This is a genomic window from Salinimicrobium xinjiangense DSM 19287 (assembly GCF_000423585.1).
Classification (GTDB): domain Bacteria; phylum Bacteroidota; class Bacteroidia; order Flavobacteriales; family Flavobacteriaceae; genus Salinimicrobium; species Salinimicrobium xinjiangense.
In genome coordinates this window covers 456,855-471,205 of record NZ_AUIG01000001.1, presented here as the reverse complement: position 1 = coordinate 471,205, position 14,351 = coordinate 456,855, and the positions used below count along the sequence as shown (strand labels likewise).

Annotated in this window: 12 protein-coding genes; 3 read left to right on the top strand and 9 right to left on the bottom strand. The window is 40.4% G+C overall.

The genetic code is table 11. The annotated features are described in order from the left end of the window. The first annotated feature begins 65 nt into the window (after positions 1 to 65). Genes G564_RS0102160 through malQ form a run of 3 tightly spaced genes read left to right on the top strand, consistent with a single transcriptional unit; the run spans position 66 to position 6,641 of the window. Entirely contained in the window at positions 66 to 2,492 is a 2,427-nt protein-coding gene (locus G564_RS0102160; RefSeq protein WP_029036210.1) for a DUF3536 domain-containing protein, read from the top strand. Continuing rightward, positions 2,489 to 5,119 carry a malto-oligosyltrehalose synthase gene (gene treY / locus G564_RS0102155; protein ID WP_029036209.1) on the top strand — a complete coding sequence of 877 codons (2,631 nt, stop codon included), beginning with the start codon at positions 2,489 to 2,491 and terminating at the stop codon, positions 5,117 to 5,119. Before G564_RS0102160 ends, treY begins: the two co-directional genes overlap by 4 nt. A 1-nt stretch (position 5,120) precedes the next feature. Continuing rightward, positions 5,121 to 6,641: a 4-alpha-glucanotransferase gene (malQ, locus tag G564_RS0102150; protein WP_029036208.1), complete on the top strand. Its 1,521-nt coding sequence runs from the start codon at positions 5,121 to 5,123 to the stop codon at positions 6,639 to 6,641. 57 nt (positions 6,642 to 6,698) lie between these two features. Here the strand turns inward: malQ and G564_RS20070 are convergent, their stop codons facing one another. The 9 genes from G564_RS20070 to G564_RS0102110 all read right to left on the bottom strand — a co-directional run bounded on the left by G564_RS20070 (position 6,699) and on the right by G564_RS0102110 (position 14,129). After that, the gene (locus G564_RS20070; protein WP_316928837.1) at positions 6,699 to 6,926 is read right to left on the bottom strand and encodes a four-helix bundle copper-binding protein; all 228 of its coding nucleotides are present in this window, start codon (positions 6,924 to 6,926) and stop codon (positions 6,699 to 6,701) included. A gap of 208 nt (positions 6,927 to 7,134) precedes the next feature. Beyond that, positions 7,135 to 7,917, bottom strand: a complete 783-nt coding sequence (locus G564_RS0102145; RefSeq protein WP_029036207.1) for a nitrous oxide metabolic protein — start codon at positions 7,915 to 7,917, stop codon at positions 7,135 to 7,137. Next, entirely contained in the window at positions 7,910 to 8,617 is a 708-nt protein-coding gene (locus tag G564_RS0102140) for an ABC transporter ATP-binding protein (protein WP_029036206.1), read from the bottom strand. Before G564_RS0102140 ends, G564_RS0102145 begins: the two co-directional genes overlap by 8 nt. Further along, positions 8,611 to 9,846: a nitrous oxide reductase family maturation protein NosD gene (locus G564_RS0102135; RefSeq protein WP_029036205.1), complete on the bottom strand. Its 1,236-nt coding sequence runs from the start codon at positions 9,844 to 9,846 to the stop codon at positions 8,611 to 8,613. Before G564_RS0102135 ends, G564_RS0102140 begins: the two co-directional genes overlap by 7 nt. 3 nt (positions 9,847 to 9,849) lie before the next feature. Next, positions 9,850 to 10,290 carry a nitrous oxide reductase accessory protein NosL gene (locus G564_RS18350; protein ID WP_037373268.1) on the bottom strand — a complete coding sequence of 147 codons (441 nt, stop codon included), beginning with the start codon at positions 10,288 to 10,290 and terminating at the stop codon, positions 9,850 to 9,852. A 1-nt stretch (position 10,291) separates the two neighbouring features. Further along, entirely contained in the window at positions 10,292 to 10,912 is a 621-nt protein-coding gene (locus tag G564_RS0102125; RefSeq protein WP_029036204.1) for a hypothetical protein, read from the bottom strand. A gap of 93 nt (positions 10,913 to 11,005) precedes the next feature. Continuing rightward, positions 11,006 to 12,973, bottom strand: coding sequence for a Sec-dependent nitrous-oxide reductase (nosZ, locus tag G564_RS0102120; protein WP_029036203.1), 1,968 nt, complete (start codon positions 12,971 to 12,973; stop codon positions 11,006 to 11,008). Positions 12,974 to 12,984: 11 nt separating this feature from the next. After that, entirely contained in the window at positions 12,985 to 13,572 is a 588-nt protein-coding gene (locus tag G564_RS0102115; RefSeq protein WP_029036202.1) for a fasciclin domain-containing protein, read from the bottom strand. A gap of 50 nt (positions 13,573 to 13,622) precedes the next feature. Next, positions 13,623 to 14,129: a c-type cytochrome gene (locus tag G564_RS0102110; RefSeq protein WP_029036201.1), complete on the bottom strand. Its 507-nt coding sequence runs from the start codon at positions 14,127 to 14,129 to the stop codon at positions 13,623 to 13,625. Positions 14,130 to 14,351: the final 222 nt, after the last annotated feature.

The following is a 14,351-nucleotide window of genomic DNA, read 5'->3' as shown; positions in this document are numbered from 1 at the left end:
AATTATCGATTAAAATGCCCTTTTTGAAGCCTCAGGTTTCCGGGGTTTAACTAATAATAAATAAAATGAGTAAAAAATATATTTGTGTTCACGGCCATTTTTATCAGCCGCCAAGAGAAAATCCGTGGTTAAATAAGGTAGAGATGCAGGAATCTGCTTATCCTTATCATGACTGGAACCACAGGATCAATGCAGAATGCTATGTGAGAAATTCGGCTTCCAGAATTTTAGGTGACGAAGGAAAGATACAGGCGATCATGAATAATTACGCCTGGATGAGCTTTAACATAGGTCCCACGTTGCTTGCGTGGATGGAGAATGAAACGCCGGAAACCTATGAGGCTATACTCGAAGCCGACAAACAAAGTATGGAAACCTTTTCGGGACATGGCGCTGCTTTAGCCCAGGCCTTTAATCACCTTATTATGCCGCTGGCGAATGAGCGGGACCAGGAAACCCAGGTAATTTGGGGAATTGAGGATTTCAGAACAAGATATGGCAGAGAACCCGAAGGAATGTGGTTGGGGGAAACAGCCGTTAATACCAGTGTTCTGGAAATGCTGGCCAAACACGGAATAAAATTCACTATTCTCTCACCATACCAGGCCAAAAGAGTAAGAAAAATCGGCACTACCGAATGGCAGGATGCAACAGACGCAAAGGTCAATACCCGCAGGGCTTATACCTGTAAATTGCCTTCCGGGAATGAAATAAGCCTGTTCTTCTATGATGGGCCCGCTTCCCAGGCTGTGGCTTTCGAGGGCCTTTTGAATAATGGAGAGGGTTTTGCCGACAGGCTGCGGGGGCAGTTGAAAAATAATGACGACCTGGAGCTGGTGAACATTGCAACAGACGGGGAAAGCTATGGCCATCACCATAAGTTGGGAGAAATGGCTCTTTCTTACTGTCTCCATTCCCTTGAGCAGGATGATAATATCAATCTGACCATTTATGGAGAGTTTCTGGAAAAATTCCCTCCCGAATACGAGGCTGAGATACTGGAGAACACCTCCTGGAGTTGTTATCACGGTGTAGAGCGATGGCGCAGTGACTGCGGATGTAATACCGGTGGTAACGGCGACTGGAACCAAAAATGGCGGGAGCCGTTAAGACAGACTTTTGATGATGTAAGGGAAAAACTGATTGTTCTTTATGAAGAGCAAATGGAACCCTATACTTCAAATCCCTGGGGGGTGAGAAATAAATATATACAGGTGATCCTCAACCGGGAACAAACTAATGTAAAGAACTTCCTTACAGAAAACTTTGGCAATGAGCTTTCTGAAGAAGATGAAGTGAATCTACTCAAGTTACTCGAAATGCAGTATCATGCAATGTTAATGTACACCAGTTGCGGCTGGTTCTTCGATGAAGTAACGGGAATTGAATCCATGCAGGATATTTTCTATGCTACCCGTGCGATACAGCTTGCGGAAGAAATTAGCGGGGACAAATACGAACCCGAATTCGTTGAATCCCTCAAAGATATTCCCAGTAACATTCCGGAGTATGGAAACGCCTATAAAGCTTACGAAATGCATGTGAAACCCATGGAGCTTGATATGATAAGGGTAGGCGCACATTATGCAATTTCCTCGGTTTTCGAGGAGTTTCCAGAGGAAGTAACGCTTTATAACTTTAGTGCCACCTCAAAAGCCAGTCATTATTATGAGGCAGGGAAGCAAAGGCTCATAATTGCCCGCACTGAATTTAGAAGTGATATTACCTGGGAAAAAGTCGATATTTCCTATGCCGTTCTATACATGGGAGATCATCATATTTTTGGAGGAGTTAGACAATATATTAGCAGTGAAGCCCTGGAAGATCTACATTCCAGGATGTCCACTTTCTTTGAAAAAGGTAATATCTATGAAATTTTTAATCTAATGGATACACATTTTGGAAATCATAACTACTCTTTCTGGCATTTATTTCGTGATGAACAACATCTTATCATGAAACAGGTGATGGAAAACAATCTTACGGGTGCAGAAGGAGCTATGCAACAGTTATATGATAATACATACCCTTTGCTTAAAACCTTCCAGGAAATAAATATGAGAGTGCCTTCAAGGCTCAAATTACCTGTAGAAATGGCTGTAAATAACCGTCTTGTAAAGGAGTTGAAGAAGAAGGAGTTCAACTTCAAGAAACTTGTTAAACAAATTAAATCGGCAGTTGCAATTGATGCTAATCTTGACCTGGTGACCCTCGATTATCTGGTAGATAGAAAATTGACTGAAAAAATACTTATTCTGGAAAAAGATCCTGCAAATCTATCCCTTCTTCATGAGATCAATTCTATGGTACGAATGATAGATGAAACTCCCGTAAACCCCGAAAAATGGGAAGTTCAGAATATCACATTTGGCATAAAGGAGGACCATTATGAGGAAATGCTTAAGAAAAGTGAAAATGGAGATGAAACTGCTGAAGCCTGGATTGAGGCTTTCCATGAACTGGAAGAGTCTGTAAACCTGGTTGTGGAATGAAAAATCCGGTTTCTACATATCGCGTTCAATTATCTCCGGAATTCACTCTTGCAGATCTACAGGAAATAATCGATTACCTCGATTCCTTCGGGATTTCCACGGTCTACTCTGCACCTTTTTTTCAGGCCCGCAAGGGCAGCAGCCATGGTTATGACATTACAAATCCCTTTCGACTGAACAAGGAAATTGGAAGGCTGGACGTCTTCAGGAAGATCAGTAAACGGCTTCAGTTAAAGAATATGAGCTGGCTACAGGATATAGTACCCAACCATATGGCCTTTGACGGAAGTAACGTATGGCTTCAGGATATTTTTGAACTGGGTCCTGAATCTGTTCATTATAACTCCTTTGATATTAATTGGGAGGATGGAGGTAGAGTAATGGCACCCTTCCTTGGGAGTCCGCTTGAGGAGGTACTCGCTCAAAAGGAGTTGCAACTTAAGGTTTCAAAGAAGGGACTTTTCTTTAAATATTTTGATCAGGAATATTGTGCTTCCGCCAAATCCTACCAGAAAATCCTGGATGAGAATTTTGATGAAAAATGGCATGAACAACTGAAGAATGCTTCAGCTAAAAATGAATCCTGGCAGGAACTTAAGGAATTTCTGGTGAGGGAAATGAATAAAGATGCCGGGTTCAATGATAGATTACATGCACGTTTGGAAGATATCAACGCTTCTGAAGCAAAGTTGAAAGAAATTCTTGACGAACAGTTTTTTATTCCTGCTCACTGGAAAGAAACAGAGCGACACATCAATTACAGACGGTTTTTCACTATTAATGATCTCATCTGCCTCAGAATGGAAGATGAGGAAGTTTTTGATAATTATCACCGCTTTATCCTGCAGTTGTGTGAGGAAAACCTGATCCAGGGGCTAAGAATTGACCATGTAGACGGCCTTTTTGACCCCAAAGCTTACCTGGAGCGTTTACGACAAAAACTGGGGCCAGATTTTTATATCGTAATAGAGAAGATCCTGGAGTGGGATGAAAAACTTCCGGTACACTGGCCTGCGGAAGGAACCAGCGGATATGGTTTTTTAGCAAGTGTGAACCAACTGTTAACCGATCAAAAGAGCGAACAGGAGTTCACAGAAGCTTATGAAAGCATAGATCCAAAAAATTCTGATTATAACGACCTGGTATATCATCAGAAACTTTTCATATTAAATGAAAGAATGGGAGGTGAATATGCGAATTTGTGGAACCTGGGTCTTAAGCTAAATCTGTTTGAAGAGGAAGCAAACGCAGAAAAGGAAGCACTGGGGAATTTTCTTGCCGGTTTTCCGGTTTACAGGATCTATCCTGAAGAATATCCACTTAGAAAAAGGCAGAGAAAGATAATCGATGCCGCTTTCCATAATGCTGTTTCTTATGCTCCATCCCTTGAAAAAGAACTGGAAAAAATAAAACAGATATTTCTTGGAGAGGCCGGAAAAGATAAGGATGCCATGCTGCAGTTCCTTCAGCGTTGTCAGCAATATACGGGACCTTTGGCAGCAAAAGGGGTGGAGGACACAACATTTTACATCTTTAACGAATTGATCTCCCATAATGAAGTAGGAGACTCCCCTGAAAATTTTGGGATTTCTGTTGAAGGATTCCACAGGAGAATGCAGCTTAGAATGCAAGATTTCCCGCTTTCCATCAACGCTACTGCCACTCATGACACAAAACGCGGAGAGGATTCAAGGATGCGGCTCAATGTACTGAGTGAGTTAGTCGGGGAATGGTTTGAAAATGTGAGGCATTGGAGATCTATAGGAAAGGAGATCCGGGAAAATTCCGGACCAAATAATAATGAGGAATATTTTATTTTTCAGATGTTAATTGGCGCCTGGCCTTTTGAGGGAGATCCCGGAGAAGAATTTTACAAACGCTCTACCGCTTACCTTCAAAAGGTATTGAGAGAAGCAAAGGAAAACTCTTCCTGGGCTGCACCGGATGAAGCCTATGAGGAGGAGGTTTATACTTATCTTAAAAAACTCATCGGCCACCCGGGTTTCCTGAAATCTTTTAATCCATTTCATAAAAAAGTAGCAGTTTACGGAGCTATAAAATCCCTCTCCCAGGCCTTACTGAAGGTAACAGCTCCGGGAATTCCGGATATATATCAGGGTACAGAATTGTGGGATCTCAGTTATGTTGATCCGGATAACCGAAGGCCTGTGGATTATGATCTCAGAAAAGAATACCTGGATGAACTGGAGAATATTTCTGTAAATGATCTCAATAAGCTAAAGCAGGATTTCACATATGGTAAAATAAAAATGTATTGTCTCCACAAGGCTCTTAAGACGCGGAGAAATCTCCCTCAGCTTTTCGAAGAGGGTGCATATCTTCCTTTGAAGGTTTCGGATGGACATGATGAGAAAATTGTGGTTTTTGCCCGCAGATCTAATGACAGGATTGCTCTCGTGATAGCTCCATTAAAGGTAACCTCCCTTTTTTCTGAAGATATGGAATTCAGGATTGAGGATTTTAAGGATGTTAAAATAGAAATTCCAGAGGAACTGAAAGGTGATTTTACAGATGCATTTTCAGGAAAAAAATATAGTTCCGGTTCTATTTTGATTTCCGATCTTTTCACCGATTTTCCCGTCGCATTATTAACAAACTCCAATTAACATGAAATTAAAAAGAAGCAGTGGCATTCTTTTACATATAACCTCCCTTCCCGGAAAATTCGGAATAGGGGATTTAGGCCCTGAAGCTCATAAATTTCTTGATTTCCTGAAACGATCGGGACATAAATACTGGCAGATATTACCTCTTAATCCTACAGATGGGATATATCATCACTCTCCATATAGCAGCCATTCTGCCTTTGCAGGTAATCCAATGTTGATTAGCCCCAGCTTACTTGAAGAGGACGGTTATATTGATCTGGAAGATTTTCCGGCACCTTCGGGATTACATGAAGGAAAAGTCGTTTTTGATACTGTAGAAACTTATAAACATCTATTGTTTGAAGCAGCCTTTTCAACCTTCAAATCCTGGAAAGGAGTAAATCCCGGTTATGAGGAGTTTCTTTTGAATCACGCCTCCTGGCTTGATAATTACTGTCTGTATTTAGCTTTGAGACACAGGTATAAGAATGCAAATTGGGTAGAATGGCCCGCCGCACTTCGAGACAGGAATCCGGCTGCTTTAGAACAGGCAGAAGAAGAACTTAGAGATACGATAGAAAAGGAAAAGTTTGTACAGTATCTTTTCTTCTCTCAATGGGGAAGGCTAATGAAGGAGGCGCATAACCGGGGAATAAAGATCTTTGGAGATGTACCTTTTTATATCAATCATGACAGTGCAGACTGCTGGACAAATCCCGAATTATTCAAATTGAATGAGGATAAAAATCCTACTCATGTATCGGGCGTACCGCCAGATATGTTCAGTAAAACAGGCCAGCTATGGGGAACTCCTGTATATGACTGGGAGGAACTAGAGAGACGGGAGTATGCCTGGTGGATAGATCGATTGCGGCAAAACCTTTTGTTGTTTGATGTGGTAAGGATAGACCATTTCAGGGCGTTTGCCGCTTATTGGGAAGTTCCGGCAGGGGAGAAGACCGCTATTCACGGAAAATGGAAAAAGACTCCTGGAATTGATTTTTTCAGAGTGGTAAAACAACACTTCCCAAAAATGCCATTTATAGCCGAAGATCTTGGGGTACTGGATGAGCCGGTTTATGAGCTTTTGGACGCCTATAATTTTCCCGGAATGAAGGTCCTGCAATTTGCATTTGGAGATCCTAACAGGGGCAATCCCTATATTCCTTATAATCACAGCTTCAACAGCATTATTTATACAGGAACTCATGATAATAATACCACTCTTGGATGGTATAGGGAAGCGGGTAAAGAAGTAAAGGAACATGTGAGAGACTATCTGGGCAGGAAAATCTCTGAAGAAGAAATCCCCGAGGTTTTTCACAGGATGGCACTGCAGTCGGTAGGAGGGATAGCAATCATTCCGCTACAGGACATCATTGGATTAGGAGGGGAGGCCATTATGAATACCCCCGGTAGTACAAAAGGAAACTGGTCCTGGAGAGTAAGATCTTCAGAAATACCCATGGAGCGCTCTCACAAGCTTTTTAAACTTAATGAATTATATGGACGGGTGGATCTTCACGAAGAGAGGTCCTGAAAATGGCATTTTAGAGACATAAAAAACCCGGAAATTCGATCCGGGTTTTTTTTGTTCTTACGCTGCATATTTTCTACAGGCATCTGCACATTCCCTGCAGGCTTTTGCACAATCTTTACAGTGCTGGTGTTCGTGTTTCTCGCATTCTTCTGCACATTCTTCGCAGATTTGGACACAGTAGTCCATAAGTCCCTGAACATTGCTATGTTTGGTTACCAGAACATCGGCTACTGTTGCGCAAACTGAAGCACAGATACGGTCAATTCTGATACACTTTACCATCATTTTCACATTATCCTCATCGAGGCATGCATCAGCACAATAATTACAATGATTAATGCAATTGGATAACTTGTTTAATATTTCCTGATTTCTCATTTTGATTATGTTTTAAGTGGTTAAACTTATTTATTTCAAGTTAAGAAACAGGACAGGGAATAACTGTAAAACGCTGTTAAACAATAAATAATAAATTCTAAATTATGAGAAGGTTCTAAAAATCCTTTTTCCTGATTACCCGGGCAATATTTAAAATTGGAATAATCACCCATAACAACAGGACCATCAGTGAAGCAATTAATCCTTTAGAAGTTCCAAAAAAGTCTTTAAAAACAGCTCCTGTGTATCCCAGTAAGGCAGATATATCCAGCTTGAGCAGAATTAAAATACGGGAGAGATCAATAGGATTGAACATGGAAGCAATTAAGGAAAATTTATCCAGGGGATATTCCTGAAAATATATAAGAGAGAGGAGGAACAGTCCGTCATAGATAACCGCCAGGAATAACCAAAGCAGAATGGCATATCCAAATCCCTTTATTTTGTTCTCTGTGGAAATCGCAATGTTAAATGCAAGGGCAGAGAAAATAAGAGTTAAAAATATTCCTATTACAAGTAACATCGAAAAGTCCCATATTACTGCCGATTTAAATAATCCATAAGCTGCAAATGGAATTCCCAGTCCAAGTATAAGACTTAAGGAGAGGGACAGGGCGACTCCGAAATACTGGCCTAAAAAAATAGAGCTGCGTTTTACAGGCTGAGCGAGCAGGAGGTCGGTGAATTCTCTTGAATTGTAGTAATACATTACCCCGAATATAGTTCCGATAAGAGGCACAAGCATGATGATAACATTCATGAGGGTGATCACGGCATTGGAGAGGTCATTATTTAAGAATAAAAGTACAAATCCTAATAGCAGATAGAATAGGAAGTAGACATAACTCCAGCTACTACGGGTAAGATCAAAAAAACTATATTTTAATATTTTAAGCATTTTCAGGGGATATCAGGTGAGCGATAGCATGGTCAAAACTGGATTTTCCTGTAGATGATTTAAGATCTGCAACAGTACCATCAAAATATATTCTTCCTTCGAGCAGGAATAAGATCCTGTCAGAGATCTCTTCGACGAAACTCATAATATGAGAGGTGATTATTATTGTTTTTCCTTTTTCTTTTTCTTGCTGAAGTAAATCCCTTAGGTGTAAAAGAGAAACAGGATCAAGGCCCGATGTAGGTTCATCAAGAATAACAATAGGACTGTCGAACATAAAACATAACACTAGGTTTACTTTTTGCCGGGTTCCTCCGGAAAGTTTGTTTAATTTTTTATTGAGAAAGGGTTCCAGATTAAAGAATGCTATCAGCTCTTTGTCGCGGGCCGGTTTATTTCTCAGATCCTTGATCATACTTATGAGCTCTGTAACCCTGAGATTTCCGGGAAAATTAGCAATTTGAGGCAGGTAATCGATCTCTTTCCGATAATTCCAGCCTTTCCTGATATTCTCCTTCATTACCAGGACTTCTCCCTTATCTGGAACAACCATTCCCAGGATGCTCTTTATCAATGTAGTTTTTCCTGATCCATTTGGGCCTAAGACAGCAATGATTCCTTTATTTTCGATTTCCAGCTCAAGCCCGTCAAGTACCTTTAATGCTCCGAATTTTTTATGTAAATTCTTAATATTTACCATACGATCTTTCTCATTTGGGGCTTATCATCCACTAACTCTGCCGGTGTAAATATAGGTGAGACTTTTTCCGAAAAATCCATAAGATGAATAAACGTACTCCTTAAAAGGATGATAGCTTCGGGAGTTCTGTTTACAAGGTAGGAAAACAGCTTAACAGGCCTGTATGGTACATCTCCAATCCCATCTTTATCCAAATCATAGCCTGTATATTCACTCCAGTAATTTCCTGTAAATTCATTTTCATTGATCCTTCCGGTATAGGCTACATCAAAAGAATTATGGAGAAAATTGTTATCGATAAATACGTTTTTATAGCAGGCACCGCGGATGCGGACTGCATAGCCATTGTCTGCAAATTCATTAGCTTCATAAAGGATCCTGTTAGTGTTATCTGCACTTATAGCAATTGTATTATCGTGGAAATAATTGTTTTTCAGCTCAGAATCATCAATATCCTTTAATAGCAGACCGTAAGAAGCACTGCCCCAATTCTTCCTGAAAATGTTTCTGTGCATTTTTATAAACTTTGAATACATTACCGCTACACCGGCCCCATTATTTTCAAAAGTATTGTCTAAATAATCATTGTTATTGGAAAACATAAAGTGCAAACCATACCGCAAATTATTTTTACAGAAGTTCTGAGTGAGCCTTGAGCCACTTGTGAATTCCAGGTAAATACCATCGCGTACGCCAATAATACTGTTATTATGGACCAGGATATTTTCCGAATTCCATAAATGAATACCATTTCCCGAGTTAGCCTGGTCCCGTGCGTCACCGGTTATCTCATTACCTGTTATCTTACCATTGGATGAGCGTTCCAGGAGGATACCAAAGAAGATGTTATCAAGACGATTATTTTTGATTTCAAAATTTTTCGACCGGGATACCAGTATGGCAGCGAAGTCACTGGTATGGCTGGTTCCAATGTTAATAATTTTTAAACCTTCTACAGTAAAGTTTTCTGCACGTATGGAAAAAGCATTTCCATTAAATTGGGCATCGATCACCGGTTCATTTTCTCCGATAATATGAAGGGATTTATCTATTACAGTAATTTCATTCTCGTAATAGGTGCCACTTTTAATTCTTATAACATCACCATCTTTAGCAAGATCTACCGCTTGTTGGATGGAGGAGATTTCACAATTTTTACAAACTTTAATTTCGCTCGCCTGTAGAGAAAATATTAAAAAAGTGAAGAGAAGAAAGAATAACCTTCCCATAACTTAATTGTTTAAAGAAAGAGAGTCTCTTCCCCGAAAGAGGTTGACGATTTCATTCCAGGAATACACATCGGCAGACTTACTGTTTACCTTGTCGGCTTCTTTCTTCAATGCCGCAAGATTTTCACCCATAGGACTTTTAATAGTATCATTCTTTATAAATAAGGCAGTCTCGACTTCAATCATAGTGCCCGGTTCTGTAAAATCTGCTACCTGCTGTGTAGCCATTTCTGTGTTATTTTGTATTTGATGATTAATAAGACATTCAATCGCATCAAATTTGAATTGTTTTCCTTTTTCAGTAACTGCCTGTGCAGAAAAAGATTTATCAACTATGGTCATTTCGCAGTAGCTACATGCATCTGTACCGTAATTTATTGGCTCAGGCTGGGTGCTACAGGAAAGCATTGTAAAGACAAACAGCAGGTAGAACAGATCTTTCATATTATTTCTTAGTTTTTGACGGCTCACTTCTATAACCAACAAACCAGGCTACTAAAGTAAGAAACATTCCAAGGAACATAAGATAAGCTCCGGTTCGCGGGTAGGAGTGGGCTGTGAAGTTCAGTATTTTTTCAGAACCCAATAGGGGTGGTTTATAACTTAATGGATTTCCCTCGGAGTCCGTGAGCTTTATAATAGCTTTTGGGTCCAGGTCTGTACCGTATTCGATAAGCCAATTGTTGAAATCATACATTCCCAGAATACCCAGGATTGTCATTAAAACCAGCCAGCCCAGAAACCAGTGGGGGCTTATTTTTCCAAAAAAACCAAGGAGACCAAGTAGGATACCCAATCCGGCCATTGTACCAATCACTATTGGAAAAGTGTTGAATTCCCACATTTCTTCTGGTTTAGGAATTTTTTTCATTCCAATATAGTGGTTAATTCCATCTATATTCTGAATATCGAATTCCTCTTCTCCTTCAATTCCTGCAATGAATATATCCATGCCGAGAGGATCTGGATACTGTGGGGCTTCAAGTCTAATATTCCATAAAGGATATATAAAAAGGCCTAACAATAATGCTGAGCCAATAATCATTAATATTCCTGAGGTTTTCATTTGTTGTTATTTAGAAAGAAAGCGGGTAGTTAAACCCTATCCCGCTTTCTAAATATTGAAGAGTTGAAACTTATTAACTAATTAAACATAAGGCTACTCTCCATCCAGCGTCCATCTTAATGGTACATTGGAATTTTTTCCAGATACCCTGACGTATCCCTGCATCTCCTGATGTAGGGCAGAGCAGAAGTCTGTACAATAGAATGGCCATACCCCTTCTTTCTTAGGTTCCCAGGTAGTTGTCTTGGTTTGCCCCGGCATGATCAGTAATTCAGAGTTATTGGCTCCTATAATAGCAAAGCCGTGGGGTACATCAAAGTCCTGTTCCAGGTTGGTCACGTGGAAGAAAACTTTATCTCCCACTTTAATTCCTTCCAGGTTATCTGGTGCAAAGTGGCTTCTTACAGTAGTCATGTAAACATGTACATTGTTTCCGTCGCGTTCCATTCTTGTATCAGCTTCACTAAGAGCAGCTCTGGCATGCTTGTTCTCATCCAGCCTGTAGATCTTCTTAGAATTTGGCTTAACCTTATCGGCAGATATACCTGCTGCATAATGTGGCTCCCCGTGAGTTGGGAAGTCAAGTAAGAGTTCCATTTTCTCTCCCGAGATGTCATAGAGCTGAGCAGAATGTTCCAGTTCAGGTCCCGTTGGTAGGTATCTGTCTTTTGTGATCTTATTCATAGAGATAAGGTACTTTCCTTCAGGATTTCTTGAGTTTCCACCGGGAATCATGAGGTGCCCTACAGAGTAATAACTTGGTTGCCTGTCAAGAACTTCCCATGTTCCTAACTTCCATTTTACCACTTCAGAAGAAATGAAGAAGGTAGTATATGCATTCCCCTTGCCATCAAATTCTGTATGTAGGGGTCCGAGTCCACCTTCTTTTACAGTTCCTGCAAGAGTAGAATCAAAGTTAAGAACCGGAATACCATAAGCTTCTCCTGTGAAATCTTCATTTTCAATCGCCTGTATCATTTTAGAAAAAGAATGCACAGTTAGGTCTGTAGAAAGTTTCCCATTCCCACCAATATATTCACCTGAAGGGTCTACGTCACAACCATGAGGTGATTTTGGGGTGGGCATAAAGAATACCGCATCCCCGACTTCACGTGGATCCACCCTTAATACCTTATTCATCATAGTGGAAGTGGCAGTGTGTGTACTGTGGTCATAAACATTGTGCGCATATTCGGCATCAATTTCCTCACCACCACCATTTTGTACATATTCCTGAATTTTCTTCCAGTTAACAGCGGCTATGAAATCCTTATCATTCTGTGATGCGTTTACCTCCTGCATAGTGTGGGCTTCTTCTGTATTATAAGTGGTGAAGAAGAACCAACCATGAGAGTCACCGCGTCCCGGGTGTGAAAGGTCATAGTTGAATCCGGGCATATCAAGCTGGAAATCGATTTTCATTCTACCGTCATCTCCTACCGCGATAAAGGTGAGAGGCCCTTTGAAATTGCCTTTCATTTCCTCTATCGGCATATCCTTTTGGGGATAAGGAACAGAGAAGCGGGTTCCCGCCACCACGTATTCCGTGTTTTCTGTAACAAAAGATGAAGAGTGGTTTCCTGCACTGTGGGGAATTTCTATGATCTCTTCGGTTTCAAAAGTCTCAAGGCTTATTCTGGCAATACGGGGAGTATTGTTTTCATTGATAAATACCCATCGTCCATCGGTGTCTCCGTTAGTTTGAGAAATATCCGGGTGGTGAGAATCCCCCCATGGTATAAAACCAAATGATGTATTCAACATGGGACGGGTCTCTTCAGAATATCCATAACCGGAAGTAGGGAATTGAGAAAAGACCGGGATCTCTTTCAGCATTCGACCCGATGGTAGGCCATACACTGTGAGGTTTCCGCTATATCCACCCGAAATAAAGGCATAAAATTCATCATGTTCCCCCGGAGCCACATATACTCTTTCGGCAGCATTGGAAGCCATTGCACCACTGGAGGATCTGTTCGAGGATTTCCTGTCATCATCTCCGCAACCCACCATGAGCAGGCTCAGAAATGTTATTGATAAAATAAATTTAAAGTGTTTCATTGAAAGATAGATTAATTGTTTTTAGGTAAAATAACCTGATCCACCACGTGGACCCAGCCATTACTTGCTTTTACTGTTCCGAGTATTTTGGCACCTCCTACGAGGATATCTTCCCCTTCCTGAGTTATTTCCACATTTTCTCCGGAAGCCATATATAGCGTTCTTCCTTTTTCAACATTTTTAATAAGCATGTCAACAGGATAATTACTTGGAGCCACATGATTTTTGAGAATGTACGCCAGTTTTCCTTTGTTCTCAGGTTTCAGAAGGTCTTCCACTGTACCCTGAGGAAGTTTGTCGAAAGCTTCATTAGTAGGAGCAAAGACAGTAAGAGGTCCAACGTTTACAAGAGCATTTTGTACCTCGGCCGCCTGAACAGCAGCTACAAGAGTAGAATGATCTGGAGACTCCACTGCTACACGCAGGGCATTTGGAGTTTCACTGTCATCATCAATAAAGGCCTGACCTTTATTCGATTCAGATTCTGTCATTTCCCGGGAAGGAGTAGGAGTGGACTCGTCTTTACCGGTTTCATTTTTACAACCGGCAATGACAAGTAGGACAGCTAGAATTAAAAAAGTGGATTTGACAATTTTCATAAATAATGGTTTTGGTTGAGACGGTTTAAGTTGGATGACATATCAGGAAATTAATTCTCCTGATCATACTTCCGGAAATATTCCAGAATAGCTCTTGCTTCCTCTTCAGAAAGATTTTGGTTGGCCATTACTGCCATGTTCGACTCCACCAGTAATTTCTTGGCGATAGGATCTTCCTTGATCATTTGTTCAGGATTCAGGATCATGTTCATAATCCACTCTGGAGAACGTCTTTCGGTTACTCCTGCGACGGCAGGTCCAACAAATTTCTTGTCCATTTTATGGCAGGCAGAGCACAGGTTCTTGAAAAGTTCCTGACCCCTTGAAGCCATTTCCTGATTAATTCCTGGTTCAATGGAAAGAGATGTGATTGGACCAACACCCTTGTTATCCATGTTGTCTACTTCGGCAGTGGTAGAGACAGCTTCCTCTACCGTTTTTTTCTGAACCTCCTTATTGGTATCTGTAAGTTTAATTTTTTCTTTTTCTTCCTTTTCTCCACAACTAAAAGCCAGAAGTATGAGGAAAACCGATAAGAATTTAAATGTTAATTTCATGATAAGGTTATTAATGTTATGCTGCAAATTTAAGATATTTACTCGAAAATAGGATAAAAAGATCTTTAAATATTTTTAAAGCGATGTGGATACCCGAATTTCAGGTCTTTATGAAAAGACAGACGAATTATATATTGAAAATTAGATCTATTTTAGCATATTAAATATGATAAGAATCAGGATTCTTTTAAATTTGGACCCTCAGGTCCGTTTTTAGGATCC